The sequence below is a fragment of the Bradyrhizobium nitroreducens genome, from assembly GCF_002776695.1.
Lineage (GTDB): Bacteria > Pseudomonadota > Alphaproteobacteria > Rhizobiales > Xanthobacteraceae > Bradyrhizobium > Bradyrhizobium nitroreducens.
In genome coordinates this window covers 1,799,022-1,820,982 of sequence record NZ_LFJC01000003.1, presented here as the reverse complement: position 1 = coordinate 1,820,982, position 21,961 = coordinate 1,799,022, and the positions used below count along the sequence as shown (strand labels likewise).

Below are 21,961 nucleotides of genomic sequence, written 5' to 3'. Positions count from 1 at the left end.
CTCGGTCATGATGAACCTTGCCGAATATCGCCATTCCAACGCGCGGCTCGCCGACTTCCTGCCCTGGGCAGCCCTGGTCGACGAGGGAATCATCCTGAACAAGGACGGCTCGTTCCAGCGGACGGCAAAGTTCCGGGGACCCGACCTCGACAGCGCCGTGCCGGCTGAACTCGTCGCCGTCGCCGGCCGTCTGAACAACGCCCTGCGCCGCCTGAGATCCGGCTGGGCCGTGTTCGTCGAGGCGCAGCGCCATTTTGCCGGAGCCTATCCTCCGAGCACCTTTCGGGATGTCGCATCCGCGCTGGTCGACGCGGAGCGCAGAGCTCAATTTGAAGAGGCGGGCACCCACTATGAGTCCAGCTATTTCCTGACCTTCCTCTATTTGCCACCGGAGGAGGGGGCTGCCAAGGCAGAACGACTTCTCTATGAGGGCCGGGATCGCACCGTTGGCGCAGACGCGCGCGAGGTTCTCCGCGGATTTATCGACCAAACCAACCGCGTGCTTCAACTCGTCGAAGGGTTCATGCCGGAATGCGCCTGGCTCGATGATCAGGACACGCTGACCTACCTACACTCGACGATCTCGACCAAGCGTCATCGCGTTCGAGTACCCGAAATTCCCATGTACATCGATGCGCTGTTGGCCGACCAGCCGTTGACTGGCGGGCTGGAGCCGATGTTGGGCTCAGCTAATCTTCGAGTCCTGACGATTGTTGGCTTTCCGGGTGCGACGACGCCGGGCATCCTGGACGACCTGAATCGCCTGGCATTCTCGTATCGTTGGTCGACCCGCGCAATCATGCTCGACAAGACCGACGCCACCAAGCTGCTGACCAAAATCCGCCGTCAGTGGTTCGCGAAGAGAAAATCCATCGGTGCCATCCTCAAGGAGGTCATGACCAACGAGGCATCGACGCTGCTCGATACCGACGCCCACAACAAGGCACTCGATGCCGATGCGGCTTTGCAGGAACTGGGGTCGGATCAGATCGGGCAAGCCTTTGTCACGGCGACCATCACAGTCTGGGACCGCGATCCAAACGCGGCCGATGAAAAGCTGCGGCTGGTCGAGAAGGTCATTCAGGGGCGCGATTTCACCTGCATGATCGAGACGGTGAACGCTGTTGAAGCCTGGCTCGGCGGTCTGCCCGGGCACGTCTACGCCAATGTGCGGCAGCCACCGGTTTCGACCCTCAACCTCGCCCACTTGATACCGATGTCGGCCGTGTGGGCGGGCGAAGCGAGGGACCTCCACTTCAAGGGTCCGCCGCTTCTGTTCGGCAAGACCGAGGGATCAACCCCGTTCCGATTCTCGCTCCACGTCGGCGACGTCGGTCATACTCTTGTGGTGGGACCGACAGGCGCAGGGAAGTCAGTCCTGCTCGCTCTGATGGCGCTACAGTTCAGGCGTTATCCGAACTCTCAGGTCTTTGCTTTCGACTTCGGTGGTTCGATCCGGGCAACGGCGCTCGCGATGGACGGGGATTGGCATGATCTCGGCGGTGCATTGTCTGACGGGGACGAAAACGCCGTTGCCCTGCAGCCGTTGGCCTGGATCGACGATTCCGCCGAGCGGGGATGGGCCACTGAATGGATTGGCGCGATCCTCGCACGGGAAAAGGTCGAGATCACCCCGGAAGTCAAGGATCATCTGTGGTCGGCGCTGACATCTCTCGCTTCGGCGCCGAGGGAGGAACGCACCCTCACAGGCCTGTCAGCCCTTCTTCAATTGAACTCCCTAAAGCGGGCCCTGCAACCATACTGCCTCGGCGGTCCATCCGGGCGCTTGCTCGATGCCGAATTGGAGCGCCTTGGCGAGGCGTCGGTCCAGGCGTTTGAGACCGAAGGCTTGATCGGAACGAGTGCTGCGCCGGCCGTGCTGGCGTATCTCTTCCATCGTATTGGGGACCGTCTCGATGGCCGGCCGACGCTCCTGATTGTCGATGAGGGATGGTTGGCCCTCGACGACGAGGATTTTGCTGGCCAGCTCCGGGAATGGCTGAAGACGCTACGGAAAAAGAATGCATCCGTCATCTTCGCCACCCAGTCGCTCTCGGACATCGATGGTTCCGCGATCGCACCGGCGATCATCGAAAGCTGCCCAACACGCTTGTTGCTCCCGAACGAACGGGCGATCGAACCGCAGATCACTGCCATCTACCGCCGTTTCGGACTCAACGATCGCCAGATCGAGCTTCTGAGTCGGGCAACGCCAAAGCGCGACTACTACTGCCAGTCGCGTCGGGGCAACCGGATGTTCGAACTTGGGCTCGGTGAGGTCGCGCTCGCTTTCACCGCGGCCTCTTCCAAGACAGACCAGGCTGCCATCGCCCAGCTCTTCGCCGAACACGGACCTGCCGGATTCGTGCCGGCGTGGCTCCAGCATCGCGGTATCGCCTGGGCGGTAGAGCTGATCCCCAATCTTGCAAACCTGGAGAACTCGCTATGAGGCGCCTTGGCCTATTGGCGGCCGCTGGCACGGCCGCACTCTTGCTTAGCGTCACCTTGCCCGCGCGGGCGCTGATCGTCTTTGACCCCAACAATTACGTCCAGAACGTTCTAACGGCGGCGCGGGAGCTCCAGCAGATCAACAATCAGATCACCTCGCTGCAGAACGAGGCACAGATGCTGATCAATCAGGCCAGGAATCTGGCAAACCTGCCGTATTCGTCGTTGCAGCAACTGCAGTCATCGATCCAGCGGACCCAGCAATTGCTGACCCAGGCCCAGCGTATCGCTTATGACGTCCAACAGATCGACCGTGCTTTCTCAACCAGCTACGCGCCGGCCACTAGCAACCAATCGAACCCGTTGCTGATCTCCAACGCTCAATCGCGTTGGCAAAATACGTATGCCGCAACGCAAGACGCCCTGCGCGTCCAGGCGGGCATCGTTGGCAACCTCGACACCAATCGCATCCAGACCTCGGCGCTCGTAACGTCTTCGCAAGGCGCCAGTGGCGCGCTGCAGGCGACGCAAGCCGGTAATCAGATTCTCGCGCTGAACGCGCAGCAACTCGCCGACCTCACCGCTGTCGTGACGGCGCAGGGCAGGGCGCAGAGTCTTGAAGCGGCTCAGCGGGCCTCGGCCCAGGATCAGGGGCGAGAACAGCTTCGGCGCTTCCTGACACCTGGGCAGGGCTATCAATCATCCAATGTGCAGATGTTCCACTAATGACCGACATAAGGACATTCAAGGCGCTATCGCTGCTTACGACAATCGGCCTGATGGCTGTCGCTGCCTGCACGATTCAATTGCGTGGCGGAAACGATTCTCCATCGGCGCCGAAGGCGGAGCAGGCGACCGATGCAACCAGCTCCGACCTCGCACGCTGCCGCGGCGTCACTCCGAAGGAAACAGCGGGTTATCGCCATTGCCAGCAAGTTTGGGCCGAAAACCGGCGTCGCTTCCTTGGCAAAAAAGACGGCGTTGTAGCTTTCGGCCACGATGACTCAACCAGCTCGATATCTGTCCTAAAGGATCAAAGCCGGATCCCGCAGGGATATCCGAACTTGGCGACACCTGAGGCGACCAAGCAATGACGGGTACGGGGATCATCGATCAGTTCCTGGAAACGTTCACGCGTTATATCGATAACGGTTTTGGGCTGCTCGGCAGCGATGTCGGTTATCTCGCAACGACCCTTGCAGCGATCGACATCACACTCGCAGCCTTGTTCTGGAGTTGGGGAACGGACGAGGACATCATCGCGCGCCTCGTCAAGAAAACGCTCTTCGTCGGGGTTTTCGCCTACCTCATCGGGAACTGGAACAGCCTGGCGCGCATCGTCTTCGAGAGCTTTGCCGGTCTTGGACTGAAAGCATCGGGCGCAAGCCTGTCCGCATCCGACTTCCTGAGACCTGGAAAGATCGCTCAAGTCGGACTCGATGCCGGCCGACCGTTGCTCGACTCGATTTCCAACCTGATGGGCTACATCAGCTTCTTTGAGAATTTCGTCCAGATCGTCGTCCTCCTGTTCGCCTGGGTCGTGGTGTTGCTCGCCTTTTTCATTCTGGCGATCCAGCTCTTCGTCACCCTGATCGAATTCAAGCTCACTACCCTGGCCGGCTTTGTGCTCATTCCCTTTGGCTTGTTTGGCAAGACCGCCTTCGCGGCCGAGCGGGTCTTGGGCAACGTCATCTCTTCAGGGATTAAGGTCCTGGTCCTGGCCGTCATCGTCGGGATTGGATCGACCCTGTTCTCGCAGTTCACCGCCGGCTTTGGTGGCAATCAGCCGACCATCGAAGACGCGATGACATTGGTGCTTGCGGCGCTCGCGTTGCTGGGCCTCGGCATGTTCGGTCCGGGTATTGCAAATGGCCTGGTGTCGGGCGGACCGCAACTCGGCGCCGGTGCCGCGATCGGAACAGGTCTTGCTGCTGGCGGCATCGTTGCGGCGGGCGCAGGCCTCGCCGCCGGCGGCGCCGGTCTCGCTGGTGGTGCGATTGCAGGTGCCGCGCGCGGTGGGGGGGCCGTCTTGAGCGGTGCGTCCGCCGCCTATCGAAGCGGAGGCATGGCTGGCGTTGCGGAGGCTGGCGCCTCGGCTGCCATGAGCCCATTGCGTCGTGCAGCGGCTGCGCTCGGTGGAGGTGGGCAAACCAGCGCGCAGACCGCGAACACTTCGGCCGAGGGGCAGCCCGATTGGGCGCGACGCATGAAGCGCGCCGAGACTATTCGGAATGGTGCTTCGGCCGCTAGCCAGGCCGTTCGCTCGGGCGATCATGGTGGCAGCGGCTCCTCCGTCGATTTGTCTGAAGGAGAGCGCTGACACGCGGCCATCGCGCTTTCGCCACCCGCTGCTCGGCAGCGCCTCAAACCCAGACACCGCACCACTTAAGACCATTCACTTTATCTCAGGGGCAACTATCGATGTTCAAACGACCTTCCGTACACTACGGGCGCATGCCCGAGCCGATCACGCCTTACCAAAAGGCGGCGCAAGTTTGGGACGAACGCATTGGATCCGCCCGCGTTCAGGCCAAGAACTGGCGCTTAATGGCGTTCGGCTCCTTGATGTTATCGACCGGTCTCGCCGGTAGCCTTGTTTGGCAGTCGAGCCAAGGCTCGATCACGCCCTGGGTGGTCGAAGTCGACCATCTTGGCCAAGCCCAGAGGGTTGCGCCGGCCAACATCGACTATCAACCCACTGATGCGCAGATCGCCTACCATCTTGCGCGCTTCATTGAGGATGTCAGAGGTCTGCCGGCCGACGGCATCGTTTTGCGCCAAAACTGGCTCCGGGCCTATGATTTTACGACTGATCGCGGCGCCGCTGCGCTCAACGATTACGCGCGCAACAATGACCCCTTTGCCAAGTTGGGCAAGGCGCAGATCTCCGTCGAGGTCTCGAGCGTCATCCGCGCATCATCGGAAAGCTTTCGCGTCGCGTGGACCCAGCGCACCTACGACAACGGTTCGTTGAGCTCGACTGAGCGTTGGACTGCAATTCTCTCGATCGTCATCGAGACGCCCCGCGACGCCGAACGCCTGCGCAAGAATCCGCTTGGCGTTTACGTCCGCGCCATCAACTGGTCAAAGGAGTTGAGTCAGTGACCAAGACGCCATCTGACGTTCATTCGAAGCGTTCCCTCCCGCGCAGCAAGCTCAATTCGCCTTGGTCCGAGTTCGTGGGCTCAAAGCGAGCGCTTCTGTCCGTGCTCTTGCTCTGTTCATCGGCGCTCGGCGGGTGCGCGACTTATATACCGCCGGAGATCAGCTATGACGCTGAAGTGCCTCCGTTACCGGCGACGCCGGTGGCTCTCGACGACAGATCGCGACCGCTTCACGTTCCACCCCTCTGGAAGCCGGCTCTCGGCGGAAAGTCGGGAGGGAAGGAAGATGCTGAACCCGTGAGCCGGATTGAAACAGCAAATAGCGCAGCCCGGGTCGAACCGCGCAAGCGAGGGTATTTCAACGCGGCACAAATCTACGCCTACAGTCCCGGCGCGCTTTATCAGATCTACGCCGCACCGGGGCAGATCACAGATATCGCGCTCGAGGAAGGAGAGCAGTTGACGGGATCGGGGCCGATCGCGGCCGGAGATACCGTACGGTGGGTCGTGGGCGATACCGAAAGCGGGAGCGGCGACACGCGCCGAGTCCATATCTTGGTCAAGCCGACCCGAGCTTCGATCGAGACCAACCTGGTGGTCAATACTGACCGGCGCACCTACCTGATCGAGCTCCGCTCCCGCGAACGGCCATATATGCCTTCTGTTGCCTGGTACTATCCTGAAACTGCACAGGGACGATCGCGTTCGGCGGTTCTGAAGCCCGTTCTTCCGGAACCGGCGCAGCGCATCTCCCGCTATGCCATCGAAGGGGACAACGCTCCCTGGCGGCCGCTCGCAGCATATGACGATGGCCGCAAGGTCTATGTCGAATTCCCGCGGGGCATCGTGCAAGGTGAGATGCCTCCGCTCTTCGTCATCGGTCCAGACGGCAAGACTGAACTCGTCAACTACCGCGCCTACGGAAACGTGCTGATTGTCGATCGGCTGTTTGCGGCCGCCGAACTCCGGCTCGGCGGTGAGCACCAGCAGAAGGTGCGGATTGTCAGGACCGACGGGAGGCCGTCGTCATGAGCATCCTGAATACAAACGATCACGAGAAAGCAGTTCCGCCGGAGACACAAGGGGAGCAGTCCGAAGGCTTCCGCTTGAGAGCAGAGCATCCGCGTGTGACACGGTTGTCGCGGAAAGTTTTGGCCGGCGGGAGTGCAGTTGCCCTGCTTGTCATCGGCGGGGCGGTACTGTGGTCGCTGCAGAGCAATCGCTCTCGTAATCCAGCGGCCGATGAGCTTTACAGTACCGACCACCACAATGTTGCCGACGGTATTACGGCGCTGCCGAAGGACTATGCTGGCGTCCTGCGCCAGCCAATCCCGCAGCTTGGTCCGCCGCTCCCGGGGGACCTCGGTCGGCCGATACTCGCCGCTCAAGGTCAGTCGCCGGCGATCGGCACTGATCCGGAACAGCAGCGCCGGGATCAAGAGACCGAGGCAGCCCGCGTCAGCCATTTATTTGCCGCGACCAATGGACGAGAAGTGCGTCCGTCCTCAGCTGCGGCTGCTGGGAGCGACCGTGTCTTGCCACCGAACGCAACGAGCACTGGCGACGATGGATCTGCGCAGAACGGCCAGGACCGCAAGCTTGCGTTCGTGAACGCTTCTGTGGATCGTCGCACGGTCAGCCCTGACCGCGTCACCAGGCCGGCTTCTCCGTATATCTTGCAGGCTGGGACAGTGATTCCGGGAGCCCTGATCACGGGGATCAGATCGGACCTGCCAGGCCAAATTACCGCGCAGGTGACCGAAAACGTATACGACACGCCGACCGGTCGGTTCTTATTAGTGCCTCAGGGAGCGCGTCTGATCGGGATCTACGATAGTCAGGTCACTTTCGGCCAGTCACGTGTCCTGCTCGTCTGGACCCGGCTGATCATGCCGAATGGACGCTCTATCGTTCTTGGAAGGCAGCCTGGCGCTGACGCTGCCGGGTATGCAGGCCTCGAAGATCAGGTCGACAATCATTGGGGTGAGGTGTTCAAGGCTGCGGCACTATCGACGTTTCTGGCGGTCGGGACGGAGCTAGGTGCCGGCTCGGACACCAACAGCAACGACAGTGCAATCATCCAAGCATTGCGACACGGCGCCTCGGACTCACTGAACCAGACTGGACAGCAGGTAGTTAGGCGCAGTCTCAACATCCAGCCCACACTGACAGTGCGGCCTGGCTACCCGGTTCGCGTTGTCGTCAATCGTGACCTGATACTTGCGCCTTACGGAGGATAGAGGATGGTCAAGCTGAGAATAGGAGCGCTGCCAGACGACAAGCCGGTCAAGGTCACCGCTGAGCTTCCTGCGTCCGTCCACCGGGATCTCGTCGCCTATGCGGAGGCCGTGGCACGCGAAAACGGGCAGCGTATCGATCCGGCAAAGCTGATCGCGCCCATGCTGGCGCGCTTCATGGCCACGGACCGCGGATTTGCAAAGGCGAGAAGAACTGGTCATTCCCCAACTGCCGCCGGGGCCGAGGGATAGCGTTTTGCCAACAGATTAAGGAAACGCTTCAGCGCCGGGTTTTCGTTGTCGTCGCGCCAATGCGCATAGAAGTCCACTCGACTTGGTCCCGCTCCGTCCTGCAACTCACGGTACACGAGGCCAGCGAAGCTTGCACCAATATCCGATTCCATCGCCAGACTGAGCCCCATGCCCATACTCGTCAGACTTTTGATAATGCCACGGCTAACCTCGTGGCGCTCTACGGTGGGGCGGTCGTCGGGTAATACGAGCTTCGAGATCAGCAGGTCCTGCAGCTCTCGTCCAGGGTCGTACTCACTTAGAAGGATCTTTTCGTTACGTAAGTCGGTCCAAAAGACGGTTTCGCGTGCTGCCAGAGGGTGGTCCTGAGGCAGCGAGATCAGGATGCGTTCGCTCCATAGCAACTGTGATCCAATGTCATTTGATGGCAGGCGTCCAGGGCTGACGACAACATCGACAGCACCACTACGGAGAGCAGTCATCAGACGAGAGCGAGAGCGCTCCATCGTCGCCAATTCAAGCTGTGGCAGCAGCTTTTTGAGCTCAGCTATCGTCGCTCGCAAATTGCCTGTGGACATGGACGTGTTGAAGCCAATGACGAGATGGCCGGTGTCGCCGCGACCACGAGATCTCCCGGTGTCAACGAGCATGTCTACCTGCTCAAGGATCAGCCGCGCGATTCGCAGAACCGCCCGGCCGGCAAGTGTAGGCTTGATCCCGCCGCTTGAGCGCTCAAACAGTGACGCGCCGACCAGATACTCAAGTTGACTGATAGAACGGCTGAGGACGTTGTGCTTGATCGAAAGCGCTTCTGCGGCCCGCCGAAAGCTGCCAAAGTCACAAGCGACAACAGCCAGGCGAAGCTGCTGGAGGTCAATGGCTCTTGCAGCGCTCCGCCGATCGCTCCTGATGCTGGTTTCTGTCATTTTCTTAGCTCGGTAGCAAACTGCAAGACAGTGACTCCCCGCTAGAGGCGGCGACCTTTATCTCTTTCGGTGTGTAGGGCTTTCTAGGCGGCGACAAACAGGACCGGCGACCAGAGAACTGGTGTCGAAAGACTACCGGCCTTGCGGAGCCCTGCGAGGATCTCACTTGAGATCGCGAGGCAACCCGCCACGGCCAGGGTATTGCCGATCTTGGCAGGACTGCCAATGCGTCGCAGGGGCCAACCGGCTCTTCGAAGAACTCTTTCCATTCGGACATCCGTCACGGTAACGATGTCAGTGAGTTGCCGCGAAAGCCCAAACTCGACCATTCCTGCAAATAGTTCATAAGCGGCGCGAGTGATTCCGTGATCTCCTTTCGGGGCGTCTACAACATCGATTGCGAACCTACTACTTTCCCAAACCTCACGAACTGACGGCGCAGGCTGACCATCAAGAAGCGCGGGAAAGGTGTCGCGAAGCATAGTCGGGCCGAGGGTGGGGAGAAGGCGAACGGAACCTTGAACTTGGCCGCCAGAAGACATCTGCACCAGGTAGATGGGACTCAACGCGTCGAAATCATCAACCTCCATGTCCCCGGCACTTTGAACGTCCCATGCCATGCGAAGCCTGAAAACACGATGCCGCAATCGGTGCATTTCGACGAGAGTGCCGGAAAACTCCCCATACGAAGGTGGTGCGATCAGTTGAATCATAAATTCCTCCAAAGGTGTACTGCACCCCCTTTAAAGCGGTTTTATCGACCTGATTCATCACCTGTAGTTGCAGGGGGCGCGAGTCCTAATTTTGCTTTCCTTTGTTCGCAGCCGCTAGGAGCGTCACTGCTTGCACAACCGTCCGAACACCCAGCTTTTCCTTCGTGTTCTGCAGGTAGTATGCGACGGTGTTACGCGAGATGCCAAGGATGCATCCGATTTCCCAGGCGCTTTTACCTCGTGAAGCCCATTCCAAGCATTCTAGTTCTCGGGGAGACAAGCGTATTCCATCTACATCACGTCCGTTCGCCAGCTTACGGCGGACGTGAGCATGGAAATACATCGCCATAAGCTGAAGTACTCGCGCCTGTGATTTTACGAAGTTTTCGAAGATGGGGTTACGCTGGTAAGTCGCGAAGGTGAGCGCCGCGATCGGGCCATGACCATCATGAATAGGGACTGTAAAGCCAAGTCGAATTCCGAACTGAGCCGCTTCGTCAAGAAGCTGTTGTTGGACGGAGGAGCCTCGAATCGACGACATACCAATTCCCCACTGAAAAGGTTCAGCTGTTTGAAGGGCTCGAGTGATCACGGGGTCTATGAGCTCATAGCGGCTCCGCAAATAGTGGGAGGTCCACTCCCCCGGATATGTTGAGATTAGGCGCGGTTTTCGCTCTAATCCGCCTGGAAGTGCAAGATAGGCGAAACATGATAGTTCGAGAGCGCTGGAGGCAGCTGCCATCGCCTCCGAAAAACTGGCTAGGTCATGGGCACTCGCCAATGAGTCAATAAAATCTTGAAAGATGCGGTGCATGGCTCGTATTTTTGATTCTCTGCAGTCGAAGGGCGCGTCGAAAATCGATTTCAGTGCGGCTAGCTGTCATGTTGATGATTGAGGATCACATTTAGCGATAGTTCATTTTCCCACGAGATTCTGCGGAACGTTGTCTCCGTCAGCCTCGGATCTACGACGAATGCGTACCAGTGCAGCCCGGGAATCGTCCAAGCGAGAAGCCGCGCCATGCTTGCAACATGAGTTGTATGAAGCAGAAGCTGCAAGCGTTGTTCGTCCGAACTAGCCCGCTTGCGTGCGCAAAACCTGACCTAGGAATTTCTTGGTGCGCTGGCTTTGCGGGGCGTTGAAGAATTCTGTAGGGGGCGCGACCTCGACGATCTCTCCAGCATCCATGAAGATGACACGGTCTGCAACTTTGCTGGCGAAGCCCATTTCATGCGTAACGACCAGCATCGTCATGCCGCTTTCTGCTAGTTCTACCATGACATCGAGCACCTCGTTGACCATCTCAGGATCTAGTGCTGAGGTCGGCTCATCGAACAGCATGATCTTCGGACTCATGCAAAGCGATCTAGCAATGGCAACCCTTTGCTGCTGTCCGCCAGAGAGCTGGATAGGATACTTCTGAGCCTGCTCTGGAATATGGACGCGCTTGAGAATTGTTCGAGCGGTCGCCTCGGCCTCAGCCTTCGATATGCCACGCACTCTAATCGGCGCCAAGGTGCAGTTCTCAAGAACCGTAAGATGCGGGAAGAGATTGAAACTCTGAAATACCATGCCAACTTCACGGCGTATGCTGTCGATACCTCTGGCTCCTGCGGACATCGGCGTGCCGTCGATAATGATCTCGCCAGCCTGGTGTTCTTCGAGCTGATTTAAGCACCGAATCAGCGTTGACTTTCCGGATCCTGATGGGCCGCAAATGACGATGCGCTCACCACGTGAAACGGACAGGTTGATGCCTCGCAACACTTTGTAGCTGCCGTAGGATTTTTCGACTTTACGCATCTCGATAATCACGTCGCCAATCTGATGATTGGTAACTGAGGGCGCGATCTCTAGCATGATGACATCCTGACTAACCTGCCGTTCAAAGCTGCATTCCGCGAAGCAGCCTTCAAGTAGCAACACTACGATTGGCTTTCCGCCACGACGATCGAAGGGAGCGGAGCGCGTGTGACCGCCTCATCCCCCTTCGAAGGTCTTTCCAGGCTCGATGACAGCCGTTGTCCTAGAACGGACACTGCAAAGCACATCAAAAAGTAGGCGAGGCCGACTACGACATAGACCTCGACGAAATTTCCGCGCCAACGAGCGTCGACAAGTGCCAATTTTGCCGAGTTCATGAAGTCAAAGAGGCCGAGAACGGCCAAGAGCGATGTGTCCTTAACGATCCCCACAGCTTGATTTACCAAAGAGGGGGCGCAAGCCCTGAAGGCTTGGGGTAGGACGATAAAACGCTGCATGCTTGTCCATCGGAATCCAAGTGATTTTGCGGCGTCCAGCTGACCAATCGGCACCGTCGTTAAGCCGCCACGAAAGACTTCCGATATGTAAGCGGCATTGAACAGAATGATCGCCGCTGCAGCGCCATAGAGCTTGTCCAGACCAGACAAGCCAGAGAGGAACAGCGGTAGAACCAAGGTGGCAAAAAAGAGTAGCGAGACGAGCGGCACGCCACGGATCGACTCCACCAGAACCAAGGCCAGGGACCGCAAGATCACGGTCCCGCTACACCGTGCAAGGGCAAGCGCAAGGCCAAGGGGAAATGCCAGCAAAATTGCGGCTTCGGACAAGAGGAGCGTAAGCGGCAACCCGCCCCACTCGTGTGGTTCCACATACTGCAGGCCAAAGGGCCGACCATCGAACAGGCCGGTTGCTATCACCAGAGCGACCGTCCAACTGCTTGCCAAGATCAGCAATCTGGGGCGCGCTAATGGAATAAAGAATGCTCCCAAAAGCACTACCGCAGCGATCGAGGGACGCCAAATTTCGCCGAACGGATAGGTACCGAATAGCACGAGCTTCCACTGGCTCGTGACAACTGCCCAACAGGCTCCTTGGGCCGCCCGGCAGTCATCCGGATTCGGAGACACAAAAACCGCGTTCAGGAGCCCCCATCGCGTCACAAATGCAATGATCACTGCAAGAACGACGAGTCCAACCCAGCGACGTAACACGGAGCTCTTTCGGCCTCGGCTTCGATACACTTTCTGAATAGCGCTCATCACGCGGCGCGCTCCGTCGTCTCACCGAAACAGCGCTGCGAGGCGAACGACACGGCAAGAGAAATGGTCAGATAAGTGGCGAGGAGTAGAGCGATCGATTCTACGGCCTGGCCGGTCTGGTTCAATGCTGTGTTAGATACTGATACGAGATCGGGATAGCCCACGATTATGCCAAGGGAAGTGGCCTTGGTGACATTGACATACTGGTTCACCATCGCCGGCGCGATAGTACGCGTGATTTGTGGGATCATGATGAGAAAGAAGAACTGTGTACGGGAAAGACCCAGCGCGAAGGCGCCTTCCACCTGCCCCTGCGGAAACGATTCGATTGCACCGCGCACAATTTCGGTCACGTAGCCTCCGGTGTAGAACGCGAGCGCAAGCACAAGGGCACAAAATTCCGGCGTGACGACCCAGCCACCAACGTAGTTAAAGCCCCGTAGGACAGGCCCATTCGTCGGCAAAAGGATGAACCAGACGAGGATGCCACTGAGGGTGGAGACAATAAGCCACAGCTTCGACCAACGTCCTACAATCGAGCGAGAGATTGCAATCACGCCGGCTCCCATCGCGAGTCCGACCGCTAGTTCGAACAAGCCACCATAGCTCTGGGGAATTGGAAGGATCAGGCCACGATTGCTGAGAACAATGGGTCCAATCGTGAATGCGCCACGCGGCGGCGGCAGGCCTTCCCGAAATACCGAGTACCAGACCACGAGATGGAGGAGCACCGGTATATTGCGCGTCAGATAGACATACCGCTTTATCGATGCCCGCCCAAGTTCACCTCCGAAGGCGAGAACCAAGCCGACGCAGATTCCGATCATTGTTATCAAGACTGCAATCGCCGTACTAGCAACAAGCGTGTTGACCAAGCCTACGATAAGTGCGCGACCAATCGTCATTTGAGATGAGTAGTGGATCCACGTGTCGCCGATTTCAAACCCCGCGGCTTGCGACAGGTAGCCGAAGCCACTCGCAATGTTTCGAGACCTCAGGTTTGCAAAAAGATTTGCGAACACAAGCGCAACGCCGCCCACGAATACGATGAATATTACGAGCGGAGCGACTCGCTCCGCTCGTAAGTTCCGCAGCAAGAATCGGCTTAGATACTGCATCTTATTCTCAGCGGAACGATGGAGCAAAGATCAGGCCGCCTTCACGCCAGCTGCGGTTTGGGCCACGAGGTAGACCGAGTGCGCTAAGATTACGATCATAGAGTTCGCTATAGTTTCCGATAGCGGCGACGACCTGGGCAGGCCAGTCATTTGGCAAACCGAACGCCTTACCAGCTTCCCCCTCAAGCCCCCGCATTCGCCGAACTTCCGGGTTGTTGGTCGCTACGCTCGCGTCTTTGATCGTGCGACTGTCGACGCCGAGTTCATCAGCGTCAATTATGGCGTTCTCGACCCAACGCACGAGCGTCAGCCATTGATCATCACCCTGGCGGACCATCGGCGCAAACGGCGATTTCGAGATAATCTCGGGCAGGATGATCCAGTCATCCGGTGACTGAAAGCTGCGCGCCTTGATCGAAGCAAGGCCTGTTACGTCTGTGGTATATACATCGCATCGGCCCGCATTGAGCGCAGACACCACCTCCTGTATCGCCTCGATCATCACCGCCTTGAATTGAATGCCATTCCTCCGGAAATAGTCCGTGGCTCCTGGCGCAGCATCAGATGCTGGTTGCAAGCAAACACTTGCTCCTTCTAACTCTTTTGCTGACTTGACGTTTAGCTTCTTAGATACGATGAAACCTTGGCCATCATAAAAATAGGTATTCGCGAAAATCAGCCCCAGCCCCGTATCGCGCGAGAAGTTCTGCGTTACGGTGTAGATGAGAACGTCTATCGTACCGGATTGCAGTGCGACGAAGCGCTGGGTGGGAGAAGTGGTCACAAAGCGGACCTTTCCGGGGTCACCAAAGACGGCCGTCGCGATTGCCCGGCACATGTCAGCGTCCATGCCGCGAAATACACCTTGAGCATCCGGCGCAGAAAAGCCCAGGAGGGCCGACGTCACACCGCAGTTCAAGACGCCCCTCTCACGCACTGCGCTTAGCGTGGATTCCGCCTTTGCGTCGGTAACAAGGCACGCGGTGACAAGCGCAAGCGCGATCGCGAAGACTCGCATTTTTTTCTCCCCTTTAAAGCTTACAAGCCTAGGGCCGGAGGAAAAGGCAAGTCAATCGTAATTTTCTAGTCAGGAAAAAATTTTCGATAAGAAGTTCCGGTAAACCTCCTTATCGACTGCGCTCCGAGCGGCGAGCAGGGAGTGCGGCATCTAGAAATTCCCCGGCAGTGCGAAGCTTGTGCTTCGGATCATAGCAGATAGAGAGCATGCGCGCCGGCCCCGGGCTGCAAGCCACGAAGGCATGGCGCATACGGCTATCTATGTAGGCGCTTTGCCCCTGCTTCAAGCGAAACGGAGCGTAATCGGAGAGGAGAACTTCGATCTCGCCTTCGAGGACGAAGATGAACTCTTCGCCGTCATGCTGGCTCCAATCGGAAGGATTGGGCAGGCCTCGCGCCCTTATTTCCATTTCCAACGGAACCATCACCTTGCTCGCCAAATCGCTGGCGTGAACACGGTAGTCATAGCGGTTGCTCTTGAACTTCAGGATCTGACGCTCCCGCGTGATCGTGCGGCGAGCCGAGGTTGCCTCGGGGCGGTCGCCGGAGATCAATTCCTCGAAGCTAAGTTCTAGGCCTTCGGCAATTCGTTTCAACGTGCCGTACGCGGGGGCGGCCTGTCCGGTTTCAATCTTTGAAAGGGTAGACAATCCCACGCCGCAGAGTTTCGCGGCAGCCTGGAGGGTGAGCTTCCTTTCGAAACGGATCGATCGCAATCGATCTCCCATCGTGACTTCACGAGCCGTTGATTTCGAGGGGCGACGAGAATTGGGTGCTTGCACTTGCGAGTTTTCCAACTAGAAAAAGATTGTTCAAGTTGTATAATCCGTTATCGGCCTGTTTCAGTCAACCCAGGATCATCAAAAGTCTCATGGACACCATCTCAAAGTTCGACTTCGATCTCCGCAGCGACATCCTGGCACCCGCATCGGATATCGTCGCGAGCGCTATCGCGGCGGCGGCTCGGCGGCCGGGTGAGTTTCTTTGGCGGGAGGATCCGATCGAGAGGGCTCTCGAACATCGTGTCTGCGAGATATTGGGAAAGTCTGCGGCTGCGCTCTTTCCCACATGTACTGCTGCGAATATCGCGGGCCTTGTGGCCCTCGGGGCTCGCGAGCGGGCCCTCGTTCTGGAGGACATGTGCCATCTTATGACGGTTGAGATGGCTGGATTGGATTGGCTTTCAAGCCCTCAGGTTCTCTCCTACTCCCAACAGGGTGGTGCACTCGATCTCACCAAGTGCCTTGGCCAGTCCGACGCGATTTTTTGCCTTGAGAATACGCATAACAGGCGAGGCGGGACGGTGCTGAATGCACAACAAACCAATGCTATCGCGCAACAAGCTAAAGAAAGAGGGTGGAGTGTGTTTCTCGATGGGTCGAGGCTCTGGAATGCCTCGGTAGCGTCAGGGGATTCGCCAGCGGCGCTTGCCAGTCCAGTAGACCTCGTCAGCGTGAGTTTCAACAAGGGCTTAGGGGCGCCGAATGGTGCCGCCTTGGCCGGAGACGAGAGGACAATAAAAAGTGCCGTTGAGGCTTGGCGTCTCTTGGGGGGCATTTGCCGACCTAGCCATGTCCTTGCCGCTGGAGCGTTGGCCGTATTGGATGATATTTCACTCTTGGGCAAAGATCATGCTCTCGCACAAGAGGCCGCAGCAGCCGTCGCTCTGCTTCCCGGCTACTCTGTAACGAACCCGCAAACAAATATCGTCCTTATATCGGGAGATAAGCTAGGTTTAGACGGAGCCGAACTTTGCGCATCTCTCGGCCGGGCCGGCTTAGGCTGCCTCGCCTTCGGTCCGCGTCACGTTCGCTTGGTCTTTCATCGTGGCATAAGCGCGGACAGCGCGCCGATGATCGCGGATATCTTCCGTAAGATAGCAAGCCGCGAACGCGACGATTGAGTGTCGGGTCCTGGTTAGGCCGCGCCCGCGACCGAGGGCAACATAAGCTGAGCACTTCTCTCCCCGGAAGCTACCTTATGAGTGCCCTGCGGAAAGTCAGCATAAGCTGCCTCACATTCGGGCGTTCGTTCAATCTGCGCCGCGTTTTCAGCGGAGGACAACTGGTCAGTTCTGAGAAACTCTCTCGAAGATTTTCTGCGAGATTTTTCTTTCGAGAAAAGTTTTTTTCGTATATCAAAGTCCCCACCCTTCAGTTCAGGAACATCAATGCTCGATCATCTTTGGACGCGGTCGTCTCCGGTAGAACTCCTCGGAGCAACGGAGGCCAACGTCATAAACCCGGCGGCCGCTGCGGCGGCGGAGAAAGAGATCAGCAGTTGGCTGTATTATACTCCCACCCCGCTTCACAGTTTAACAGAATTAGCAAGGGCGTGCGAAGTCGGCGCCATTGATTACAAGGATGAGGGAAATCGCTTCCTTCTTGGCAGTTTCAAAGCTCTGGGTGGCGCCTATGCGGTTCGTTCTCTCGCCTTGCGTGCCCAGGACAGGGAGCGCGAGGGCTCTCCTAGCAGTATGACCGTTGCATGTGCGACGGACGGCAATCATGGTCGATCAGTTGCTTGGGCGGCGTCACGCTTCGGCCTGAACGCCGTGATCTATATTCACTCCGAGGTTAGTGAACGTCGCAAGTCGGAAATTGAACGTTATGGAGCCAGAGTCCACCGGGTCGATGGCGTTTATGACGATGCCGTCAGGCAAGTTAAGCTGGATGGGGAGCGCTTCGGTTGGACCATTGTTTCAGACACGTCCTATCCGGGCTACACGGAAATCCCGTCGCTCGTGATGCAAGGCTACACTGTGATGCCTGCGGAAGCGGCCCGCCAACGTAGTGAGCTGCCGACTCACGTATTCCTACAATGCGGAGTCGGCGCCTTGCCGGCGGCACTATGTGCGTACTATAGGGCGATTTACGGGGCTGAAGCTCCGAAGATTATCGTCGTAGAGCCCGTTAATGCCGCTTGTCTGCTTGCTTCAGCTCGAGCGGGAGCCCTTACCGAGGTCACGGGTGACATCAGCACCGTCATGGCTGGCCTCGCCTGCGGACGTCCGTCGATGCTCGCATGGGAGATACTGTCTCGGGGTGCGTTCGGTTTTATGTCCGTGCCGGACGCTGAAGCGGTTCGAGCCATGCGATTGCTCGCATCCGGCGAGACCGGAACCGTATCGATCGTATCTGGCGAGACCGGAGCGGCTGGCCTCGCTGGATTTCTGCTTGCGAACAGAAGTCCAGAAATGCGTGCCCGCCTGGAGATCGATCGTTCAAGCCGGATTATGGTGATCGGCACCGAAAGCGATACAGATCCCGAGCTCTACCGCAGAATCATGGACTTGCACGATGACCAGGTGTCCTCCTTCTGCAAGAATCGGGAATGGTCGCGGGCCCGGTCGTCCATCGCAGAAATTGCGGCTCCTTCTTCCGAGCGTTGACAACTTCAGCCCGAATCGAGCCGCTGTCCAGCGATCGACGGTTTGGTACATCCGCTCAAGGACGAGAGTACGTTAGCTCCGGCCGCGCATGGGGTTGAGCGCGCAGGCCACTCCGCAAGTAAGTGAATTCGTATATCTCCGGACACGCATGGCGGATTAGCCGGTTACGATTAGATGGTTGGGATGGGGCAGCTCAGTCGTAATCATGGCACGTGCCGACCGACCCATTCGATCGCGAAGAACCAGCGCGACGCGAAGGGTCAAGGGTGATGCGAGCAAGACTCGGCTCTCGGTGCCTTCCGTTTCGTCCAATCATCGATCATCAGGCGCCGATGTCGGTGCTGTTGAATGTCTCGCGTCAGAGAGTTCAAGCATTCGAACTTGATAGTCGCGAGCTTTGAGTAACTTCGAGATCCGGTGATACAGCCGACGTCCTGGACGAAGTCATCTCCAAACGAGATCAAAAGAGATTGCCGGTGGAATCCCACCCGGCCGCTCGGAAGCATTTAGATGACCGCTCAATACGGTCCCGACAGCTAGTGACCACGACCAATCAAAGTTCGGCGGTCATTTCGTTCGATCAAGCTACAGCGAGTCATGAATCTCGGTGGTCCGCCTGACATCCTCCGGCGGATTTGTTCGACAATCGGCGTCAGCGGATCTCCGCTCCCCATTCAAAAATGACAAAGGTCTGTCCCTCTTTCGGAGTGGGGGACGATGGTCGGCGTGAGATATGAGGCCTTTACTTTGTACGAAACGAACGGTTTTGCCGCGCCGAAGACACAGGCCATCACGCCGATCGCTACTTCGTACGGATCGTACCAAGTTGACGCGAGCAAATTCCACTGAACCTGCGAAGTTGCCTTCGTGAGGACGGAAGACCCAATCGTCATACTTACTTTCTCTCAAAGCGCGACTGCATAGTTCGTGGGTTGATCGATTGAGTGGGCTTCTGGGGACCAGCTTCATCTCGCAACGATATGCGGATTGATCCTGCAAGCAAACGGAGAGAGTTCAATGAATTATTCAAAGCGTGTGTTCTTAGCTACTGCAGCAGCCTTGGTCGCTGGAAGCTCGGCGCATGCAGCGGATCTTCCTTTGAAGGCAAAGGCCGTCGAATATGTGAAGATCTGCTCTCTATATGGTGCCGGCTTTTACTACATTCCAGGTACCGACACCTGCATCAAGCTTGGCGGTTATGTACGCGCTGATCTGATCTTGAATTCGAACAGCGACTACGACGCGGGTAACAATGGAGTTGTTGGAGCGCGTAACCGCCTTGGCAACTACTATACGACACGCTCTCGTGCGGACTTGAACGTCGACACTCGCACTGCGACCGAGTACGGTGTGCTGCGTACGTATGCGGACGTGGTGTACTCTTGGACGTCCGGCGGCTACGCCGGTGCGGGTACCACCGCCACGAATGGCGCAACGGCCTACAGCGGGGCGCCGGCGGGAACGAACGGCTCAGGCGCGGTAGCTGGTGGTTCGCTTGGTGTCTACCTGGCCTTCATTCAGTTTGCCGGCTTCACCATGGGCAAAGCCATCTCCCAGTTCTCCGCGCCTTGGACTAACTATCCCGCAAATAACTTTGACGGCTTGCCCGGTGGTGGTGGCTTCGTCACCGGAGTGAATCAATTCACCTACACCGCTGACTTTGGCCAAGGCGTGACGGCCGCGTTTTCGGCGCAGGATCAGGTGGCGTACGGTACGACGAATGTGTGGAACGTGAGCGGCGCGACCGCCGCTGGTCTTGCTACCGGTTCGTATGGAGCGAGCGACATCGGCGGTTCGCGGTCCCCCGACCTGGTCGCGATGGTCCGCGTTGATCAGGCTTGGGGTCTCTTCCAGGCGTCGTTTGCTGCTCATGATAATCATGCTGGCTACTACGGCGCCACCGAGGATACCGGCCATCCGGCGGACAAGTGGGGCTGGGCCGGCCAGTTGGCCCTGTCGATCAAAAACATCCCGACCGGAGCGGGCGATACCGTCAACGTCCAAGGCGTCTATACGAACGGTGCCAGCCGCTACAACTTCAACGACCTGATGAGCACCACTTACGCGATGTACGGCGGCACAGGTGTCGCTGGTGCGTACCAGAGCCTCGGTATTGGTGGGTTGTCTGACTCGGTCTTCGTTGCAGGATCGGGGCAGCAACTGACGACGACTTACGGCTTCCGTGGCGGCTATACTCACAACTGGGATCCCCAGTGGAATACGGGTGTCTACGGAGCGTGGGGCGCCGTCCGGTACAACAGCACGGCCAAAGGCTACGTCTGCGGTGCCTTTGTGACAGCGTTGGCGCTCTCATCCGGCGCCACTGGCTGCAATCCAGACTTCAACTATGGCGTGGTTGGTTTGATCACGAGGTGGAGCCCGGTCAAGAATCTGACGTTCTCAGCGGACCTTGCCTACGTGATGCTCGATCAGAAATACGCGGGCGGTAGCACGGTCATCCTGCCGGCACAGGCGAGCATCGCCAAACCCGGTGCCACCTATGAGCTGAAGGATCAGAACACCGTCACTCTGATGCTGCGAGCCCAGCGCAACTGGTGAACCCGCCGGCGACTTCAACCAACATCATGGTAAGCAAAGGAGAGAGCTCAGAACATCATTTATAACCTCCAAGGAGGCCTCCGGCATGCCCGCCGGAGGCTTTTCTTATTGTGGACAGCGTCGCCGAACGAAACGAGGGTTCATTGACGACGGCGGCAAATGGAATCGCAAGTTCGGTGTGAGTTATCTTGCGGTAACCGATCAGCATAGGATGAGGAAAACGAGTGACAGTCTACAGCGACACGCCTCACGATATGGAGTTGGATCAATCCCGCTTATCGTCCGTCCCATCGAATGTTCATCGCCGTAAGTCGATCAATACTATGCGCGTGCCAAAAGATCAGGCGATTTTTGAACAGTTCACTTGGGAGGTCATCTCGATAGAGTTCCATCTAGAGAAGATTCGGCATATCTGGGCCAAAGCCTGCGGAGTCAGTAGTCCCCAATGGCTCATCCTGATGGCATTGATCAACATGGACAAAGGCGAAGGGGTCTCGGTAAAGTCTGTATCAAATATGCTTCACGTTGATCCGTCATTCGTGACAACCCAAACAAAGATTCTCGAGAAGCATGGCTTGGTGCGCAGAGATATCTCTGAGAAGGACGCTAGATTTGTGCGGATGTCATTGACGGATCGAGCGTATAAGCGGATCGCGAGCTTGGCGTCGCAACGGGAGAGGCTGAACGAGTTCATTTTTATCGACTTCGATGAAACTCAAATTGCGGAACTCACGGGTCAACTCCAATCACTGAAGGTCCGCCTCGATAAGGCTCGATTGAAAGTGGCGATAGAAACCTAGCGGTGAACGCTTCGCATACCGCTTTGCGGAGACCCGCAAATCCGATGACAGAAGGATTAACTAGAGGGCGATCTATTAGTGTGGCGCGTTGGCGCCACCACTAACGAGCCGGTGCTTCCGGTTTGCGTTAGCCGGGGCCGCAACAACAGGCGCATCCTCTTCGACTACGGTCGTTCTGTTCTGAACAATGTTGCTCCTGCTCACAAGCACAACGTGGTAGCGAGGGCCACGTCAAAGTGCGCCGTTTGGCGCCTGGTAGAAGGGGCGTCGGCAAGAGGCAATCGGCCGTTACGGTCGCGCGGTTAAAGATTTTGCGGTGCGATGCCAATTCGCAGGCAAGTAACGTCGCGACGTGTGCGCGGTCACTGGCGC

20 protein-coding genes are annotated in these 21,961 nt (G+C 57.8%); 12 read left to right on the top strand and 8 right to left on the bottom strand.

What is annotated here, in order from left to right:
* Positions 1 to 7 precede the first annotated feature (7 nt).
* From trbE to TSA1_RS09015, 8 genes are all read left to right on the top strand, one after another.
* Positions 8 to 2,449 (top strand): conjugal transfer protein TrbE, encoded by a 2,442-nt coding sequence (trbE, locus tag TSA1_RS09050; protein ID WP_100176051.1) that lies wholly within the window; start codon positions 8 to 10, stop codon positions 2,447 to 2,449.
* Positions 2,446 to 3,174 (top strand): P-type conjugative transfer protein TrbJ, encoded by a 729-nt coding sequence (gene trbJ, locus TSA1_RS09045; RefSeq protein ID WP_100176050.1) that lies wholly within the window; start codon positions 2,446 to 2,448, stop codon positions 3,172 to 3,174. Before trbE ends, trbJ begins: the two co-directional genes overlap by 4 nt.
* Complete coding sequence (trbK-alt, locus tag TSA1_RS09040; RefSeq protein WP_100176049.1) at positions 3,174 to 3,542, top strand: putative entry exclusion protein TrbK-alt; 369 nt, start codon at positions 3,174 to 3,176, stop codon at positions 3,540 to 3,542. The genes trbJ and trbK-alt overlap by 1 nt, the downstream gene beginning before the upstream one ends.
* Entirely contained in the window at positions 3,539 to 4,768 is a 1,230-nt protein-coding gene (gene trbL / locus TSA1_RS09035; protein ID WP_100176048.1) for a P-type conjugative transfer protein TrbL, read from the top strand. Before trbK-alt ends, trbL begins: the two co-directional genes overlap by 4 nt.
* Positions 4,769 to 4,869: 101 nt before the next feature.
* The gene (gene trbF / locus TSA1_RS09030; RefSeq protein ID WP_100176047.1) at positions 4,870 to 5,553 is read left to right on the top strand and encodes a conjugal transfer protein TrbF; all 684 of its coding nucleotides are present in this window, start codon (positions 4,870 to 4,872) and stop codon (positions 5,551 to 5,553) included.
* Positions 5,550 to 6,584: a P-type conjugative transfer protein TrbG gene (gene trbG, locus TSA1_RS09025; RefSeq protein WP_174718827.1), complete on the top strand. Its 1,035-nt coding sequence runs from the start codon at positions 5,550 to 5,552 to the stop codon at positions 6,582 to 6,584. The genes trbF and trbG overlap by 4 nt, the downstream gene beginning before the upstream one ends.
* Entirely contained in the window at positions 6,581 to 7,792 is a 1,212-nt protein-coding gene (locus tag TSA1_RS09020) for a TraB/TrbI/VirB10 family type IV secretion system protein (protein ID WP_174718826.1), read from the top strand. The genes trbG and TSA1_RS09020 overlap by 4 nt, the downstream gene beginning before the upstream one ends.
* Before the next feature lie 3 nt (positions 7,793 to 7,795).
* On the top strand, positions 7,796 to 8,041 hold the full coding sequence (locus TSA1_RS09015; protein ID WP_100176045.1) for a DUF2274 domain-containing protein: 246 nt from the start codon (positions 7,796 to 7,798) through the stop codon (positions 8,039 to 8,041).
* Here TSA1_RS09015 and TSA1_RS09010 read toward each other — a convergent pair.
* From TSA1_RS09010 to TSA1_RS08975, 8 genes are all read right to left on the bottom strand, one after another.
* Positions 8,008 to 8,967 (bottom strand): LysR family transcriptional regulator, encoded by a 960-nt coding sequence (locus TSA1_RS09010; protein ID WP_100176044.1) that lies wholly within the window; start codon positions 8,965 to 8,967, stop codon positions 8,008 to 8,010. The two genes, TSA1_RS09015 and TSA1_RS09010, sit on opposite strands and share 34 nt — an antisense overlap.
* Before the next feature lie 83 nt (positions 8,968 to 9,050).
* Positions 9,051 to 9,680, bottom strand: coding sequence for an acyl-homoserine-lactone synthase (locus TSA1_RS09005; RefSeq protein ID WP_100181042.1), 630 nt, complete (start codon positions 9,678 to 9,680; stop codon positions 9,051 to 9,053).
* An 85-nt stretch (positions 9,681 to 9,765) separates the two neighbouring features.
* On the bottom strand, positions 9,766 to 10,494 hold the full coding sequence (locus TSA1_RS09000; RefSeq protein WP_100176043.1) for a LuxR family transcriptional regulator: 729 nt from the start codon (positions 10,492 to 10,494) through the stop codon (positions 9,766 to 9,768).
* Between the two features lie 261 nt (positions 10,495 to 10,755).
* Complete coding sequence (locus TSA1_RS08995; protein ID WP_100181041.1) at positions 10,756 to 11,541, bottom strand: amino acid ABC transporter ATP-binding protein; 786 nt, start codon at positions 11,539 to 11,541, stop codon at positions 10,756 to 10,758.
* A 65-nt stretch (positions 11,542 to 11,606) separates the two neighbouring features.
* Positions 11,607 to 12,497, bottom strand: coding sequence for an amino acid ABC transporter permease (locus TSA1_RS08990; RefSeq protein WP_161497201.1), 891 nt, complete (start codon positions 12,495 to 12,497; stop codon positions 11,607 to 11,609).
* Positions 12,498 to 12,703: 206 nt separating this feature from the next.
* Entirely contained in the window at positions 12,704 to 13,822 is a 1,119-nt protein-coding gene (locus TSA1_RS08985) for an ABC transporter permease subunit (protein ID WP_100176041.1), read from the bottom strand.
* Positions 13,823 to 13,829: 7 nt separating this feature from the next.
* Positions 13,830 to 14,840 (bottom strand): amino acid ABC transporter substrate-binding protein, encoded by a 1,011-nt coding sequence (locus TSA1_RS08980; RefSeq protein ID WP_100176040.1) that lies wholly within the window; start codon positions 14,838 to 14,840, stop codon positions 13,830 to 13,832.
* Positions 14,841 to 14,949: 109 nt separating this feature from the next.
* Complete coding sequence (locus TSA1_RS08975; protein ID WP_161497200.1) at positions 14,950 to 15,555, bottom strand: helix-turn-helix domain-containing protein; 606 nt, start codon at positions 15,553 to 15,555, stop codon at positions 14,950 to 14,952.
* Positions 15,556 to 15,611: 56 nt separating this feature from the next.
* Between TSA1_RS08975 and TSA1_RS08970 the strand changes: the two genes are divergently transcribed.
* From TSA1_RS08970 to TSA1_RS08955, 4 genes are all read left to right on the top strand, one after another.
* On the top strand, positions 15,612 to 16,742 hold the full coding sequence (locus TSA1_RS08970; RefSeq protein WP_145984287.1) for a threonine aldolase family protein: 1,131 nt from the start codon (positions 15,612 to 15,614) through the stop codon (positions 16,740 to 16,742).
* 267 nt (positions 16,743 to 17,009) lie between these two features.
* Positions 17,010 to 18,230 (top strand): diaminopropionate ammonia-lyase, encoded by a 1,221-nt coding sequence (locus TSA1_RS08965; RefSeq protein ID WP_100176037.1) that lies wholly within the window; start codon positions 17,010 to 17,012, stop codon positions 18,228 to 18,230.
* A gap of 1,017 nt (positions 18,231 to 19,247) precedes the next feature.
* Positions 19,248 to 20,789 (top strand): porin, encoded by a 1,542-nt coding sequence (locus tag TSA1_RS08960; protein WP_100176036.1) that lies wholly within the window; start codon positions 19,248 to 19,250, stop codon positions 20,787 to 20,789.
* Positions 20,790 to 21,013: 224 nt separating this feature from the next.
* The gene (locus tag TSA1_RS08955) at positions 21,014 to 21,589 is read left to right on the top strand and encodes a MarR family winged helix-turn-helix transcriptional regulator (RefSeq protein ID WP_245448170.1); all 576 of its coding nucleotides are present in this window, start codon (positions 21,014 to 21,016) and stop codon (positions 21,587 to 21,589) included.
* Positions 21,590 to 21,961: the final 372 nt, after the last annotated feature.

Excerpts from the sequence above, each read along its gene's own strand:
- TSA1_RS09020 (WP_174718826.1), top strand. The coding sequence starts at position 6,581 with ATGAGCATCCTGAATACAAACGATCACGAGAAAGCAGTTCCGCCGGAG.
- TSA1_RS08960 (WP_100176036.1), top strand. The coding sequence starts at position 19,248 with ATGAATTATTCAAAGCGTGTGTTCTTAGCTACTGCAGCAGCCTTGGTC.
- TSA1_RS08995 (WP_100181041.1), bottom strand. The coding sequence starts at position 11,541 with ATGCTAGAGATCGCGCCCTCAGTTACCAATCATCAGATTGGCGACGTG.
- TSA1_RS08965 (WP_100176037.1), top strand. The coding sequence starts at position 17,010 with ATGCTCGATCATCTTTGGACGCGGTCGTCTCCGGTAGAACTCCTCGGA.
- trbJ (WP_100176050.1), top strand. The coding sequence starts at position 2,446 with ATGAGGCGCCTTGGCCTATTGGCGGCCGCTGGCACGGCCGCACTCTTG.
- trbL (WP_100176048.1), top strand. The coding sequence starts at position 3,539 with ATGACGGGTACGGGGATCATCGATCAGTTCCTGGAAACGTTCACGCGT.
- trbF (WP_100176047.1), top strand. The coding sequence starts at position 4,870 with ATGTTCAAACGACCTTCCGTACACTACGGGCGCATGCCCGAGCCGATC.
- TSA1_RS09015 (WP_100176045.1), top strand. The coding sequence starts at position 7,796 with ATGGTCAAGCTGAGAATAGGAGCGCTGCCAGACGACAAGCCGGTCAAG.
- TSA1_RS09005 (WP_100181042.1), bottom strand. The coding sequence starts at position 9,680 with ATGATTCAACTGATCGCACCACCTTCGTATGGGGAGTTTTCCGGCACT.
- trbE (WP_100176051.1), top strand. The coding sequence starts at position 8 with ATGATGAACCTTGCCGAATATCGCCATTCCAACGCGCGGCTCGCCGAC.
- TSA1_RS09010 (WP_100176044.1), bottom strand. The coding sequence starts at position 8,967 with ATGACAGAAACCAGCATCAGGAGCGATCGGCGGAGCGCTGCAAGAGCC.
- TSA1_RS08985 (WP_100176041.1), bottom strand. The coding sequence starts at position 13,822 with ATGCAGTATCTAAGCCGATTCTTGCTGCGGAACTTACGAGCGGAGCGA.
- TSA1_RS09000 (WP_100176043.1), bottom strand. The coding sequence starts at position 10,494 with ATGCACCGCATCTTTCAAGATTTTATTGACTCATTGGCGAGTGCCCAT.
- trbK-alt (WP_100176049.1), top strand. The coding sequence starts at position 3,174 with ATGACCGACATAAGGACATTCAAGGCGCTATCGCTGCTTACGACAATC.
- TSA1_RS08980 (WP_100176040.1), bottom strand. The coding sequence starts at position 14,840 with ATGCGAGTCTTCGCGATCGCGCTTGCGCTTGTCACCGCGTGCCTTGTT.